This is a genomic window from Pseudomonas sp. UMAB-08, from assembly GCF_900095225.1.
Classification (GTDB): domain Bacteria; phylum Pseudomonadota; class Gammaproteobacteria; order Pseudomonadales; family Pseudomonadaceae; genus Aquipseudomonas.
The window spans coordinates 275,715-290,036 of sequence record NZ_LT607419.1; the positions used below are offsets into that span (position 1 = coordinate 275,715).

Genomic DNA, 14,322 nt, shown 5'->3' on the forward strand with positions numbered 1-14,322 from the left:
CAACACTCCGCACCCCTGCGGCGCGTCAGCATCCTGGCCATTGAAGGGGTGTTCGCTTCAACCCTGATGCAAGCCAAAGATTTTTTCCATCTCGCCAGCCTGCGCTACGGCAAACAGCTGGGCCAGGGCCTCAAGACGACCTTCGAAACCCGGATCGTCAGCCCTGACGGGCTCCCGGTGCGCAGCTTCAGCGATGTGATCCTGCCCGTGGATGGCGGCCTGGAACAGAGCGACGTGATCATCCTGCCCGCGTTCTGGGATGACTTCGATGCACTGTGCCTGCGCTACCCCCAGGTTTTGCCATGGCTGCGCGAGCAACACGCCAAGGGCGCCGTGCTGTGCGGCGAAGCCAGCGGCGTTTTCTGGCTGGCGCAGGCAGGCCTGCTCGATGGCAAGGAGGCGACCACTTATTGGCGATTCTTCAGCGAGTTTGGCGAACGCTTCCCCGCAGTACTCCTCAATCAGGAAAAGCACCTGACCGACGCGGACAATGTGTATTGCGCGGGCGGCACGACGTCAGCCTGTGACCTGTACATCTACCTGATCGAGCGCTTCTGCGGGGCCAATGTCGCGCAAGCCGTAGCCCGCGACATTCTTTACGAGGTGCAGCGCAATTATTCGCCGGGACGAATGGGTTTCGGCGGGCAAAAACTGCATCAGGACGTGATCATTCTGCAGATACAGCAATGGCTCGAAGAGCATTTTGCTGACAAGTTTCGCTTCGAAGATGTCGCCCGCGAACACAGCATGAGCATCCGCAACTTCATGCGCCGCTTCCAGACCGCCACGGGAGACAAGCCCCTGCATTACCTGCAACGGCTGCGCATCGAAACCGCCAAGGGCCTGCTTTCCGGCACCCGCAAAAGCATCAAGACCATCAGCTACGAAGTCGGCTACGACGATGCCAGCTTCTTTGCCCGGCTCTTTCGCCAGCACACCGAACTGTCACCGAATCAGTATCGACAACAGTTTCTGCAAGCAGCTTGAGTTGAATGGGCACACCCTACGAAGGCTGTGCATCCAGCCCTACGGCTTGTGTGCCCGCGACAGGAACTCGTGGGACTGCATTTCCAGCAGACGGCTGAGCGTGCGCTGGAACTCGAAGTTCAGGCGCCCACCGGTGTACAAGTCTTTTAGCTCAACCTCGGCGGAAATGATCAGCTTGACGTTGCGGTCGTAGAACTCGTCGACCATGTTGATAAAGCGTCGAGCGATATCGTCAGTGGTCACACTCATCTGCTCGACGCCGCTGATCAACACGGCGTGGAAGATTTTTCCGAGTTCAATGTAGTCGTTCTGGCTGCGCGGGCCGTCGCACAGCTCACGAAAATCGAACCAGGCCACGTCATCGCACGTCAGCAGCGCGCGAATCTCACGATTCTCGATCATCAGCACGTCGTCTTTGGTCGCCTGGGCGCAGTCCGGGGTCAGCGCACGGAAACTCTTGCGCAGGCTCTCCTCGGCGGCAGCATCGAGCGGAAAATGGAAAAGCTCGGCTTGCTCCAGATGGCGCAGACGATAATCCACGCCGCTGTCGACGTTAACGATTTCGGTGTGCTGCTTGATCAGGGCGATGGCAGGCAAGAAGCGCGCGCGCTGCAGACCGTCCTTGTACAGACCGTCCGGCACGATGTTCGACGTAGCGACCAGAGTAACGCCGTTTTTGAACAACTCTTCCATCAAGGTGCCGAGAATCATCGCGTCGGTGATGTCCGAAACGAAAAACTCATCGAAACAGATCACCCGCGCCTCATCGGAAAAACGCTTGGCGATCAGGACCAGCGGGTTCTTCTCGCCGCTGAGAGTCCTCATCTCTTCGTGCACACGCTTCATGAAGCGGTGGAAGTGAGTGCGCACCTTTGCCTTGAACGGCAAGGCTTCGAAGAAGGTATCGACCAGGTACGTCTTGCCCCGGCCAACGCCACCCCAGAAGTACACGCCCTTGACGGGCACCTGTTCTTTTTTGCCGAACAGTTTGCCGAACATCCCTGGCTTGTTCTGCTGCGCGGCGACCAGATCGTCGTACAGGCGCTGCAAATGGCGCACAGCGTTTTCCTGCGCGGCATCATGGAAGAAGTCAGGGTTTTTCAGATCAGCTTGATATCGTTCTAGGGGAGTCATATTCGTTAGCAAGGCAACAAAAACGGGCCGCCACTGTAGCGACGGCCCTTGAAAATGGCAATCAGACCTATTGCGGTGTCAGTGCCGTTTTCAGGTTTTCGATGGCCGCGTCACGCGCAACGCTGTCGGAAAACAGCGGACTGTCTGCCACACAAGCCCCCTCCAGCCATACGCTAAAACGGTCATCCTCACTGCGCAGGTCCAGTTCGCCGCCTTGCTGCAACTGCTTGCTGACGGCACCCGCCGTCTTGCCGTCGGCAAAATTGCGCGACAGCAGCAATTGCTCGCCATCGGCAGCCAGCAACCGGAAACGGAAACTGCCGTCGTCTTCACGGAAGCTGACGAAACGCGCGCCCTTCACTGCTTTTTTCTTACCGCTATCCGCGCTTTGGACGACGCTACGGAAAGAACGCAGGCCGACGGCCTCACGCAACTCACCGAGAAACGGCGTTGCAACGCTGCGTGCTTTTTCCGCACCGGCCAGAAGAATGTCTTCCAGATCGGCCGGACGCTCCATAAACCCGTGGTAGCGCTCACGCGCCTCGCTCAGCTCGCCCTCAAGCAGCTGGAACAAGCGCTGCTTGGCCTCGCCCCAACCCAGGCCCTGCAACAGCTCAGAACGGAACTCAGCGCCTTGCTCGGGCGTTGCGAAGGCCTGATAGAGCGTAAACAGGTGCGAATTATCAGGATCCTTGGCTTCACCCGGCGCACGTGAGTCAGTAACGATGCGCGAAATCGCCTCTTTCATGTCCTTGGGGCTACTGAACAACGGGATGGTGTTGTCGTAGCTTTTGGACATTTTGCGCCCGTCCAGACCCGGCAGCGTGGCGACGCTCTCCTCAATCAAGGCTTCGGGCATGACAAAGAATTCCTTGCCCTTGCCGAACAGATGGTTAAAACGCTGACCGATGTCGCGGGCCATTTCGACGTGCTGAATCTGGTCACGACCGACCGGCACTTTATGCGCGTTGAACATCAGGATGTCGGCGGCCATCAGCACCGGGTAGCTGTACAAGCCCATGGTGATCCCTGCGTCCGGGTCTTCGCCAGCTTCGACGTTTTTATCCACCGAGGCCTTGTAGGCATGCGCACGATTGAGCAAGCCCTTGGCCGCGACGCAGGTCAGCAGCCAGGTCAGCTCAGGGATTTCCGGGATATCCGACTGGCGATAAAAAGTGACCCGATTCACGTCAAGGCCAGCAGCCAGCCAGGTCGCCGCGATTTCCAGACGCGAGCGCTGAATGCGCAGCGGGTCATCGCATTTGATCAGCGCGTGGTAGTCGGCCAGGAAATAGAACGAATCGGCACCGCTCTGGCGGCTGGCGACGATGGCCGGACGGATGGCGCCGGCGTAGTTGCCAAGGTGTGGCGTGCCGGAGGTGGTAATACCGGTCAGGATACGAGTGGTCATGGCTAGTCGCTTATAGGGTTAGGCGCCTATGGAGTCAGGCGCTTGTGGCTGCAATCAATTCGAAAGGCGCGGCAGGACCAGCTCTTTGAGTTCGGTCAGCTTGCCATGAAAAAAGTGCCCACATTCTGCCACTTTCAGTAGCTCATGGGGGCGTTCAAGGGCGTCGGACCACGCGTAAACCGCTTGCGGGTCGACCACCTCGTCAGCTTCGGGCTGAATCAGGGTCAGCGGGCAGTTCTGCGGCAGTACATGCTCATTACCCAGACGCGCCACCGCCGCCGCCACCATGAACAGATGACTCAACTGCTCACCCTTGGCTTCCAGGCGTCCGCCCAGGCTGGCCGCGACAAAGCCGCCGAAGGAAAACCCGAACAGCGTGATCGGCAGATCGGGATGCTGCTCGCGCAACCATTGTGCTGCGGCTTCGGCGTCGTCGATTTCGCCAGAGCCCATATCGTGTGCGCCAGCGCTGGCGCCAACCCCGCGATAATTGAAGCGCAAGGTGATCAAACCGGCGTCGCGAGCAGTGCGCTGCAACGTCGACACGACTTTATTGAGCATGGTTCCACCCTGCACCGGGTTAGGATGGCAGATCAGCGCCATGCCGCGTGCGTCCTCAAGATCGAGGTAAAGGGCTTCAAGCTGGCCTACCGGGCCATCAATCAATACAGGGGTTTCGCGGATGAGCAAGAATGAACTCCGTGACCTCGAAATGGGTCGACTCGTCTAGCTGATAGTCTGTGACTTGCATACCCGTGAGCGTGCCACGGTATACAGCGCAGGTTCGAGCCGTTAACGTAAAGCAAAGCCGTTTATAGAGGAAGGACTCGTGGAACTCTCGCTCTTAGTTTGGTTGTTGCCGACGCTTGCCCTGGTTGTCGGCGTCGTCGTTGGTTTCCTGGTCGCACGTCTGCTACCCGGCGCCGCCCCTAACAGCACGCAGCGTCAGCTGGATGATGTTCAGGAGCGCTTCAACAGTTATCAGAACGAGGTGGTTACCCACTTCAACAGCACGGCAACCCTGGTGAACAAGCTTTCGCAGAATTTCCAGGAAGTACAGGACCATCTCTCCGATGGTGCCAACCGCCTGGCGCTGGATGAAGTGACACGTCAACGTTTGCTGGCCAGCCTGCACGCCGATGCAGCACAAGCGCCTCGCGACCGCCTGACCCCACCCCGCACCACAGAAGCGCCGAAGGATTACGCGCCCAAAACACCGAATGCCCCCGGCATGCTCGATGAGCATTACGGTTTGAAAAAATAAACTGAGCTCCAAACACAAAAAACCGCCGCTCTGACCGAGCGGCGGTTTTTTTATTTGGGCGGGACGCGTAGTTGCAAACAGGCCCACAGGGTTTTATGTGCAGCAAACCTGTAGAAGCGCTTGCCCGCGATGGCGGTGTGTCAGACACACCGCCTCATCCCCATCAGATCGCGCCGCGGCTGCGTAGCAGTTCCAGGACTTGCTTGACGCTGTCGTCGAGTGACAGCAATTCGATATAGATTTTTCCTACATCACTTTCGGACTGCGGAGTCTATATAACATCTCGACCTGAAATTATGCTCTTCCGAAATTCGGAGGACATATGAAAACAATCGTAACGATCGTCACCTGCATACTAGTTTCAGGCTGCATATCGGAAGACTGCTATCGCCGCTGCTTCCCCGATCTCAATTTCAAATGCGACATGAACCCTGATTTACCTGAGTGTGCCGCACGCCGAGAACGCCTGACAGTGGCGTCTAGTATCATGCCCTTGAAAAATCACCAGATATCAAACTTCCAGATGGGTCGCTCATCTGACTGAAACAAGACTTTATACATTTTTGGCCATGGGAGGCGGCCGGGTACAAACCCAAAGCGAGCCCAGCATAAGGCCCCTGTTCGGTTGTCGTAGATGACCATATTCCCGTCATCCTGCAAGGCCAAATAGCTGTTATACCAGACTGACTTGTCACGCGCATGGCTGCTCTCGGCAATCCAGGTGCGGCTCCGGAGGCTGTCATACAAGAAGCCACTGTTGCTCACAACAAAGCGCGGAGCCCCAACCATTTTCTTTCGAGAGGACAGAGTCTTGCTATAAGGCTGGCTAGTGTCGGCAACCCAGGCAACCACGCCGTGATCCTTGATCACCAAATTTCCATCGCCTTGCAACTCCAATCGGAAGCGCCCATTCGGAGATACAAGAAATTGCCCTGGTGACATAACCTGATTGGGTGGTAATACCGAGAAACCACTCCCCTGAAACGGAACATACTGAATACTCATACTTGCCTCTACAAACAATAATTGAGTACCCACTCGATCAGATTAATACCTCGCTCACGCCATACGTATATATAGACAACCCAGACTATTATTTTGCGCTCCGACACACACAAAACATCATCTAACGTACAACTTACACGCAATAAAAAACCCTGCGAAGAATCACTCCTTCGCAGGGTCTTTTGTCAGCGAACAGCGATCAGATCGCGCCGCGGCTGCGTAGCAGTTCCAGGACTTGCTTGACGCTGTCGTCGAGTGACAGCGATTGAGTGTCGATCACCAGATCGGCATTCAACGGCACGTCATACGCGAAGGATTCACCCGGAATGTTGTCGCCATTGGCGGCATACAGACCCTGCGGATCACGCTCGCGGCAGACCGCTGGCGAAGCCTGGACGTAAACGGTGATCAGACGATCATCGCCAATCAGCGATTTAGCCTGTTCGCGACCTTCGGCGTCCGGCGCAACGAATGCCGCCAGTGTCAGCAGGCCCGCTTCGTTGAACTGACGCGCCACGTGCGCGGCACGTCGCCAGTTTTCGGTACGCCCGGCACGGTCCTGCGGTAGACCCTTGTTCAGGTCATGGCGCAGGTTCTGGCCGTCAAGCACGTAGACCGCACGGCCCATGTCGAACAGTTTGCGTTCAACGGCATAGGCCAGGGTGCTTTTGCCAGCGCCGGACAAGCCGCTGAACAATACCGTGGCAGGCTGCTGACCGAAACGCCGCGCACGTTCTTCAGTGGCAACGTGAGCCTTGTGGTCGTGGTGGCTACCACCGACAACGACTGGGCGGGCGATGATCATGCCCGCGGCAACGGTGCCGTTGGTCAACCGATCGATGACGATGAAAGAACCCGTGGTGCGGTTGCTGTCATAACCATCCAGCGCAATCGCGCTGTCGAGGCTGATCTTGACCCGACCGATTTCGTTCAGCTGCAATGCGCTGGCCGGGCCTTCGGCCAACGTGTTGACGTCGACCCTGTAGGCGATGCTGGCAACAGAGCCCTGCACGTAGCTGGTGGCGCGCTTGATGTCGTACTTCTTGCCCGGCAGCATCGGCTCTTCAGCCATCCACACCATCATCGCATCGAAGGTGTCAGTGATCTGCGGAATGCTGTCGGCATGCACCAGCAAGTCGCCACGGGAGATGTCGACTTCGTCTTCCATGGTCAGGGTCACTGCCTGGCCTGGACCGGCGTGTTCCAGCTCGCCATCAAAGGTGACGATGGATTTGACCCGGCTGGTCTTGCCGGACGGCAACACGATGATTTCATCGCCTTTGTGCACGATGCCGCTGGCCAGGGTACCGGCGAAACCACGGAAGTTCAGGTTTGGACGGTTAACGTACTGCACCGGGAAACGCAGGTCGGTGAAGTTGCGATCAGCCGCAAACTCTACGGTCTCGAGAATCTCCATCAACGTCTGGCCGGTGTACCACGGCGAACGCTCGCTGTGATTGACCACGTTGTCGCCCTTCAGCGCGGACATCGGGACGAAATGCATGGTGGTCGGCTTGAGCGCGATGCCATCGGCAAACTTCAGGTAATCGGCCTTGATCGACTCGAAAACACCTTCATCGAAGTTCTTCAGGTCCATCTTGTTGATGGCGACGACGATGTGTTTGATGCCCAACAGCGAAGCGATGAAGCTGTGGCGGCGGGTCTGGGTCTGCACGCCGTAACGGGCGTCCACCAGAATGATCGCCAGGTCACAGGTCGACGCACCGGTGGCCATGTTGCGGGTGTACTGCTCATGGCCCGGGGTATCGGCAATGATGAATTTGCGTTTGGCGGTGGAGAAATAGCGATACGCGACATCGATGGTGATGCCCTGCTCACGCTCGGCCTGCAGGCCGTCTACCAGCAACGCCAGGTCGATATCGTCGCCGGTGGTGCCGACTTTTTTCGAGTCGCGGGTAATGGCTTCCAGGTGATCTTCGTAGATCATCTTGGAGTCATGCAGCAGGCGGCCGATCAGCGTGCTTTTGCCGTCGTCGACGTTACCGCAGGTGAGAAAGCGCAGCAGTTCTTTACGTTCGTGCTGGCCCAGATAGGCGAGGATGTCCTCGCTGATCAATTCTGATTGATGCGACATGTGAGACACCCTGTTTAGAAATAGCCCTGACGTTTCTTGTCTTCCATGGAACCGGCGCCATCGTGATCGATGACTCGGCCCTGGCGTTCGGACGTTCGCGTCAGGAGCATTTCCTGAATGATGTCCGTGAGGCTGGTCGCCTCGGACTCAACCGCGCCCGTTAACGGGTAGTCGCCAAGTGTACGGAAACGCACTTTCTTCTTGACGATACGCGCCTTGTCCTCATCGCTGAGGTGATTCAGGAGACGCTCGTCGTCGATCATGACCAGGGTGCCATTCATCTCGATCACATCACGCTCGGCCGCAAAATACAGCGGTACGATCGGGATGCCTTCGAGGTAGATGTACTGCCAGATATCCAACTCGGTCCAGTTCGACAGCGGGAATACCCGGATCGACTCGCCCTTGTTGACCTTGCCGTTGTACACGTTCCACAACTCGGGACGCTGATTCTTCGGGTCCCAACGGTGCTTGCTGTCACGGAAGGAATACACACGCTCTTTGGCGCGGGACTTTTCTTCATCGCGGCGAGCACCACCAAACGCGGCATCGAAGCCGTATTTGTCGAGGGCCTGCTTGAGGCCTTCGGTCTTCATGATATCGGTGTGTTTGGAGCTGCCGTGAGTCAGGGGGCTGATGCCCTGCGCCACGCCGTCTGGATTGACGTGCACGATCAGATCCAGGCCCAGCTCTTCGACCATGCGGTCGCGGAAGCTGTACATTTCCTTGAACTTCCACCGGGTATCGACATGCATCACCGGAAACGGCAATTTGCCCGGGAAGAACGCTTTACGCGCCAAGTGCAGCATTACGGCGGAATCTTTACCGACGGAGTACAGCATCACCGGGTTATCAAACTCGGCGGCGACCTCGCGGATGATGTGGATGCTTTCCGCCTCCAGCTGTTTCAGATGCGTCAGTTTGTCGACCATAGCTACTCACGAAAACGTACGGATGGACGGCCAGCGGGCCGTGTTCGAGCCGGGCACTCTAGCACAGCGCCTGCTTCTATTCAGGGGGCGAGCTAGATCGAAACGTTCTATGAATAGATCGCCTCGTTTGGGTCATCAAATCGGATTGGGACAATCGATGAACAGATGCTCCAGCGCAAAGCGTCGCGCCAGGTAATCCCCCAGCGCTTGAACACCATAGCGCTCGGTGGCGTGGTGACCGGCGGCGATAAAACTGATGTCGTTTTCCCGCGCACTATGGAACGTCTGCTCGGATGCCTCGCCACTGAGGTACAGATCGACACCGGCCAGTACACCCTGATCGATATAACCCTGACCACCCCCGGTGCACCACCCGACCCGACGAATCATTTTGCTGCCTTCGATCAGCAGCGGCTCTCGACCCAGCGCGTCCTGCACGCGCCGGGCGAAGTCACGGGGCGTCACGGGCTCGGCCAACGAACCGACCAGCCCGACGATGCGCGGATTGTCCGGGTCCAGCGGCCCTTCGACGGTGATGTCCAGCTGACGAGCCAGTTGCACGTTATTCCCGACTTCTGGGTGCAGGTCCAGCGGCAAGTGGTAAGCCAACAGACTAATGTCATGCTTGAGTAATGTTTTCAGGCGACGCTGCTTGATGCCGGTGATGCAAGGATTCTCGCCCTTCCAGAAGTAGCCGTGATGCACCAGGATCAAATCCGCCTGAGCCTCGACCGCGGCATCGAGCAAGGCCTGGCTGGCAGTGACACCGCTGACGATCCTCATCACTTGCGGGCGGCCCTCGATTTGTAATCCGTTGGGGCAATAATCCTGGATCCGCGAGCTATTCAGATAGCGGTCCGCTTCCTCGACCAGGGTGCTCAGGGCAACAGCCATAAAAGACTCCTAAATATGCAGTTCAGCGCTGCTCGGTACTCGTATAATGCCCGCCATTATGGCGCAGCTCAGGCAAAAAGCTGCTGCGCTTGGCAATCATCAGGACTTTGCTCAATGCTCAAGGCACTGCGTTTCTTCGGCTGGCCGTTGCTGGCCGGCGTGCTCATCGCTCTGCTGGTTATTCAGCGCTACCCGCAATGGGTGGGGCTGCCCAGCCAAGACGTGAACCTGCAACAGGCGCCGCAGTCGTCTACGGTGCAGAAGGGTCCGGTGTCCTATGCCGATGCGGTCAGCATCGCCGCACCTGCCGTGGCCAACCTGTACACGACCAAAGTGGTCAACAAATCAAGTCACCCGCTGTTCGAAGACCCGCAGTTCAGACGCTTTTTCGGCGACAACCTGCCCAAACAGCGGCGCATGGAGTCGAGCCTCGGTTCAGCCGTGATCATGAGCCCGGAAGGCTACCTGCTGACCAACAACCACGTGACCGCGGGCGCTGATCAGATCGTCGTGGCACTCAAGGACGGCCGTGAAACATTGGCCCGAGTAATTGGCAGCGACCCTGAGACCGATCTGGCGGTCCTGAAAATCGACCTGAAGAATCTGCCCGCGATCACCATCGCCCTCTCCGACAACATCCGTATCGGCGACGTAGCGCTGGCCATCGGCAACCCGTTCGGGGTCGGCCAGACAGTGACCATGGGCATCATCAGTGCCACCGGGCGCAATCAACTGGGCCTCAATACGTACGAAGATTTCATTCAGACCGATGCGGCGATCAACCCCGGCAACTCCGGCGGTGCGCTGGTGGATGCCACCGGCAATCTGACCGGGATCAACACGGCAATTTTCTCCAAGTCCGGTGGCTCGCAAGGCATCGGCTTTGCGATTCCGACCAAACTGGCGCTGGAGGTAATGAAAGCAATCATTGAGCACGGCCAGGTGATTCGCGGCTGGCTAGGGATTGAAGTTCAGCCACTGACCCAGGATCTGGCTGAGTCTTTCGGCTTGAAAGACCGCCCCGGCATCGTGGTAGCCGGTATTTTCCAGGACGGTCCGGCGCAAAAAGCCGGCCTGCAACTGGGCGACGTGATTCTGAGCATTAACGGCGAACCTGCCGGCGATGGGCGGCGCTCGATGAATCAGGTAGCGCGCACCAAGCCCAGCGACAAAGTCGACATTGAGGTTATGCGCAACGGCAAGGATCTCAAGCTGACCGCTGAGGTCGGCTTGCGTCCGCCGCCGCTTACGAAGCCAGCAACAGAGGAATAACACGGTACATCAGGCAGGCCGTGGGAACGAATGAGTTCGCGCCCACGGTTTTTCTGGCAAGCCTTATAAATCAGAGCTCGCCCAAGCCGTCCAGCAACGCCTGATTCTGCTCTGGCGTGCCAATGCTGATCCGCAGGAACTGCGCGATGCGTTCCTGTTTAAAGTGCCTAACGATAACGCCCTGCTCCCTCAACTTGGCCGCCAGCCCCGCTGCGTCATGCTGCGGGTGACGTGCAAAGATGAAGTTGGCCGCTGAAGGCAATACGTCGAAACCCTTGCCCTTCAACTGCTCGACCAACGCGTCACGGCTGTCGATAACTGCCTTGCAGGTGGCGTCGAAATACTCACGGTCTTCAAACGCAGCTGCCGCACCGACAATCGCCAGACGATCCAGTGGATAAGAGTTGAAGCTGTTCTTGACCCGCTCCAACGCCTCGATCAGGTCCGGATGCCCCACCGCCAAACCTACCCGCAGCCCCGCCAGCGAACGCGACTTGGACAGGGTTTGCGTGACCAGCAGATTCGGGTAACGGTCCACCAGACTGATCGCGGTTTCGCCGCCAAAGTCGATGTATGCCTCGTCCACCACCACTACCGATTCGGTATTGGCCTTGAGCAACTGCTCAATGGCGTCCAGCGCCAGCAGGCAACCGGTTGGCGCATTCGGATTGGGGAAAATGACGCCGCTGTTAGGCTGCGCGTAATCCTCGAGACGAATCTGGAAGTGCTCGTCCAGCGGCACTGCGGTGAAATCAATCCCGTATAAACCGCAATACACCGGATAGAAGCTGTAGCTGATATCCGGAAAAAGCAGGGGTAGATCGTGCTTGAAAAACGCGTTGAAGGCGTGAGCAAGCACTTCATCGGAGCCATTGCCGAGAAACACTTGATTGCCCTGCACGCCGTAATACCTGGCAACCGCCTGCTTAAGCAGGTCGCTGTTCGGGTCCGGGTACAGGCGCAGGTCGTCGGAGAGCTCGGCGCGCATCGCCGCCAATGCTTTTGGCGATGGCCCATACGGGTTTTCGTTGGTATTGAGCTTGGTCAGCTTGGTCAGCTTCGGCTGCTCGCCCGGCACATAAGGCACCAGACCGCTGACGAAAGGACTCCAGAATTTGCTCATGTTATTTCGCCTCATTGCCAGCTGCGGGCTCTTTATTGTCGACGATCCGGTATTCGGCGCTACGGGCATGGGCGGTCAGGGACTCACCACGCGCCAACACCGAGGCCGTTTTGCCCAACTCGGAAGCACCTTGCTCTGAGCAATAAATGATCGACGAGCGCTTCTGGAAGTCATACACACCCAGCGGCGACGAGAAACGCGCGGTGCCGGAGGTCGGCAACACGTGGTTCGGACCGGCGCAATAATCGCCCAGCGCTTCGCTGGTGTGACGCCCCATGAAGATCGCGCCAGCATGGCGAATCTGCGGCAACCAGGCTTCAGGGTCGGCCACCGACAACTCAAGGTGTTCCGGTGCAATACGGTTGGCCACTTCAATGGCTTGCTGCATGTCGGCCACTTTGATCAGGGCCCCACGGCTGGTGATCGAGGTCTTGATGATCTCGGCGCGCTCCATGGTCGGCATTAACCTGGCGATGCTCGCCGCCACCTTGTCGAGGAACTCGGCATCCGGGCTGACCAGAATCGCCTGAGCGTCTTCGTCGTGCTCGGCTTGGGAGAACAGGTCCATGGCGATCCAGTCCGGATCTGTCAGGCCATCGCACACCACCAGAATTTCTGACGGACCGGCGATCATGTCAATACCGACCTGGCCGAAGACGTGACGCTTGGCGGTGGCAACATAGATGTTGCCAGGGCCGACGACTTTATCGACCTTGGGTACGCTTTCGGTGCCGTAGGCCAGCGCGGCCACTGCCTGAGCGCCGCCAATGGTGAACACGCGATCAACGCCCGCAATGCAAGCCGCCGCGAGTACCAGCTCATTGATTTCGCCACGAGGCGTTGGCACGACCATGACCACTTCGGCCACGCCAGCCACTTTGGCCGGAATCGCATTCATCAATACCGATGACGGGTAAGACGCCTTGCCACCGGGCACGTACAGGCCCGCACGGTCCAAAGGCGTGACTTTCTGGCCCAGCACCGTGCCGTCGGCTTCGGTGTAGGTCCAGGAGTCCTGTTTTTGCTTTTCGTGGTAGATGCGCACGCGGTCGGCGGCTTTTTCCAGCGCTTCGCGTTGCGCAGCAGTGATGCGGGTCAGGGCCAGTTCCAGACGCTCTCGGGGCAGGATCAGCTCTGCCATGGAGGCGACTTCAAGCCCGTCGAAACGCTGAGTGAATTCCACCAATGCAGCGTCGCCGCGCTCACGCACAGCCTTGATGATGTCGAGTACGCGCTCATTGACTGAGTCGTCAGACACACTTTCCCAGCTCAGCAGATGATCCAGATGGCGTGCAAAGTCTGAGTCAGCAGCATCAAGTCGGCGTATTGCAGTGGAAGCGGTCATAGCGAGGCCTCAATAATTGGCGATTTGCTCAGGTGCCGGGTGGGCATGATCGCCCTAAGCTACCAAGCCATCCGCGCGGGCACCTGAGAAATTTGGCTATGACACGGATAGATGGGCGCGACTTAACGTCGCGCAGGTGGATCAGCCGCGGTGTCGCGACTCAACTGCTTTACGCAGCGTATCGATCAGCGCCTGAATGCGCGCATGTTGCATCTTCATCGAAGCCTTGTTCACCACCAGACGCGAACTGATAGTTGCAATCAGCTCCTGGGGCTCGAGGCCGTTGGCACGCAGCGTGTTGCCAGTGTCGACCACGTCGATGATTTTGTCGGCCAAACCGATCAGGGGAGCGAGTTCCATCGAGCCATAGAGCTTGATGATATCGACCTGACGGCCTTGCTCGGCGTAGTAACGCTTGGCAACGTTGACGAACTTGGTCGCCACACGCAGACGGCCCTTTGGCTCCACCGCGCCAATGGCGCCGGCAGTCATCAGACGGCACTGGGCAATTTGCAGGTCCAGTGGTTCGTACAGGCCCTGACCGCCGTATTCCATCAGCACATCTTTACCGGCAACGCCCAGGTCGGCGGCGCCATGTTCGACATACGTTGGCACATCGGTGGCGCGCACGATCAGCAGGCGTACATCTGCCTGAGTCGTGGGGATAATCAGCTTGCGGCTTTTGTCCGGATTCTCGGTCGGCACAATGCCTGCTTCAGCGAGAAGCGGCAGGGTGTCGTCAAGAATGCGGCCCTTGGACAGTGCGATGGTTAACATGGGAAACGTAGGTCCTTAGCAATCGGGCACATCCGTGTGCCTCACGTGTCCTGTGCTGAACGAATTCAGGTCCAGGACATTAG

13 protein-coding genes are annotated in these 14,322 nt (G+C 58.1%); 3 read left to right on the plus strand and 10 right to left on the minus strand.

Translation table 11 applies throughout. The features are described 5' to 3' along the window. Positions 1-66: 66 nt before the first annotated feature. The gene (locus K0F75_RS13075) at positions 67-987 is read left to right on the plus strand and encodes a GlxA family transcriptional regulator (RefSeq protein WP_219062361.1); all 921 of its coding nucleotides are present in this window, start codon (positions 67-69) and stop codon (positions 985-987) included. 39 nt (positions 988-1,026) lie between these two features. Here K0F75_RS13075 and zapE read toward each other — a convergent pair whose 3' ends face one another. The 3 genes from zapE to K0F75_RS13090 form a co-directional block, all read right to left on the minus strand. After that, a complete protein-coding gene (gene zapE / locus K0F75_RS13080) occupies positions 1,027-2,121 on the minus strand; it encodes a cell division protein ZapE (protein ID WP_219062277.1) in 1,095 nt (364 codons plus the stop codon). Between the two features lie 67 nt (positions 2,122-2,188). Next, positions 2,189-3,532 (minus strand): tryptophan--tRNA ligase, encoded by a 1,344-nt coding sequence (locus tag K0F75_RS13085; RefSeq protein ID WP_219062278.1) that lies wholly within the window; start codon positions 3,530-3,532, stop codon positions 2,189-2,191. 54 nt (positions 3,533-3,586) lie between these two features. Beyond that, the gene (locus K0F75_RS13090) at positions 3,587-4,222 is read right to left on the minus strand and encodes an alpha/beta hydrolase (protein ID WP_219062279.1); all 636 of its coding nucleotides are present in this window, start codon (positions 4,220-4,222) and stop codon (positions 3,587-3,589) included. A 139-nt stretch (positions 4,223-4,361) separates the two neighbouring features. Between K0F75_RS13090 and K0F75_RS13095 the strand changes: the two genes are divergently transcribed. Continuing rightward, a complete protein-coding gene (locus tag K0F75_RS13095) occupies positions 4,362-4,796 on the plus strand; it encodes a YhcB family protein (protein WP_219062280.1) in 435 nt (144 codons plus the stop codon). A 501-nt stretch (positions 4,797-5,297) separates the two neighbouring features. On the opposite strand, the gene K0F75_RS13100 is transcribed toward K0F75_RS13095, so the two are convergent. From K0F75_RS13100 to K0F75_RS13115, 4 genes are all read right to left on the minus strand, one after another. Next, positions 5,298-5,801 (minus strand): hypothetical protein, encoded by a 504-nt coding sequence (locus K0F75_RS13100; protein ID WP_219062281.1) that lies wholly within the window; start codon positions 5,799-5,801, stop codon positions 5,298-5,300. Between the two features lie 199 nt (positions 5,802-6,000). Next, positions 6,001-7,896, minus strand: coding sequence for a sulfate adenylyltransferase subunit CysN (gene cysN, locus K0F75_RS13105; protein WP_219062282.1), 1,896 nt, complete (start codon positions 7,894-7,896; stop codon positions 6,001-6,003). 14 nt (positions 7,897-7,910) lie between these two features. Continuing rightward, positions 7,911-8,828, minus strand: coding sequence for a sulfate adenylyltransferase subunit CysD (gene cysD / locus K0F75_RS13110; RefSeq protein ID WP_219062283.1), 918 nt, complete (start codon positions 8,826-8,828; stop codon positions 7,911-7,913). 135 nt (positions 8,829-8,963) lie between these two features. Further along, a complete protein-coding gene (locus tag K0F75_RS13115) occupies positions 8,964-9,722 on the minus strand; it encodes a Nif3-like dinuclear metal center hexameric protein (RefSeq protein WP_219062284.1) in 759 nt (252 codons plus the stop codon). 114 nt (positions 9,723-9,836) lie between these two features. Between K0F75_RS13115 and algW the strand changes: the two genes are divergently transcribed. Continuing rightward, positions 9,837-10,994, plus strand: a complete 1,158-nt coding sequence (algW, locus tag K0F75_RS13120; RefSeq protein WP_219062285.1) for a Do family serine endopeptidase AlgW — start codon at positions 9,837-9,839, stop codon at positions 10,992-10,994. 70 nt (positions 10,995-11,064) lie between these two features. Here the strand turns inward: algW and hisC are convergent, their stop codons facing one another. The 3 genes from hisC to hisG form a co-directional block, all read right to left on the minus strand. Further along, the gene (gene hisC, locus K0F75_RS13125) at positions 11,065-12,117 is read right to left on the minus strand and encodes a histidinol-phosphate transaminase (protein ID WP_219062286.1); all 1,053 of its coding nucleotides are present in this window, start codon (positions 12,115-12,117) and stop codon (positions 11,065-11,067) included. A 1-nt stretch (position 12,118) separates the two neighbouring features. Next, positions 12,119-13,462, minus strand: a complete 1,344-nt coding sequence (gene hisD, locus K0F75_RS13130; RefSeq protein WP_219062287.1) for a histidinol dehydrogenase — start codon at positions 13,460-13,462, stop codon at positions 12,119-12,121. Positions 13,463-13,603: 141 nt separating this feature from the next. After that, entirely contained in the window at positions 13,604-14,239 is a 636-nt protein-coding gene (hisG, locus tag K0F75_RS13135) for an ATP phosphoribosyltransferase (RefSeq protein ID WP_219062288.1), read from the minus strand. Positions 14,240-14,322 lie beyond the last annotated feature (83 nt).

Coding starts and splice junctions, on each gene's coding strand:
- K0F75_RS13075 (WP_219062361.1), top strand. CDS start 67: ATGCAAGCCAAAGATTTTTTCCATCTCGCCAGCCTGCGCTACGGCAAA.
- zapE (WP_219062277.1), bottom strand. CDS start 2,121: ATGACTCCCCTAGAACGATATCAAGCTGATCTGAAAAACCCTGACTTC.
- K0F75_RS13085 (WP_219062278.1), bottom strand. CDS start 3,532: ATGACCACTCGTATCCTGACCGGTATTACCACCTCCGGCACGCCACAC.
- K0F75_RS13100 (WP_219062281.1), bottom strand. CDS start 5,801: ATGAGTATTCAGTATGTTCCGTTTCAGGGGAGTGGTTTCTCGGTATTA.
- cysN (WP_219062282.1), bottom strand. CDS start 7,896: ATGTCGCATCAATCAGAATTGATCAGCGAGGACATCCTCGCCTATCTG.
- cysD (WP_219062283.1), bottom strand. CDS start 8,828: ATGGTCGACAAACTGACGCATCTGAAACAGCTGGAGGCGGAAAGCATC.
- K0F75_RS13115 (WP_219062284.1), bottom strand. CDS start 9,722: ATGGCTGTTGCCCTGAGCACCCTGGTCGAGGAAGCGGACCGCTATCTG.
- algW (WP_219062285.1), top strand. CDS start 9,837: ATGCTCAAGGCACTGCGTTTCTTCGGCTGGCCGTTGCTGGCCGGCGTG.
- hisC (WP_219062286.1), bottom strand. CDS start 12,117: ATGAGCAAATTCTGGAGTCCTTTCGTCAGCGGTCTGGTGCCTTATGTG.
- hisD (WP_219062287.1), bottom strand. CDS start 13,462: ATGACCGCTTCCACTGCAATACGCCGACTTGATGCTGCTGACTCAGAC.
- hisG (WP_219062288.1), bottom strand. CDS start 14,239: ATGTTAACCATCGCACTGTCCAAGGGCCGCATTCTTGACGACACCCTG.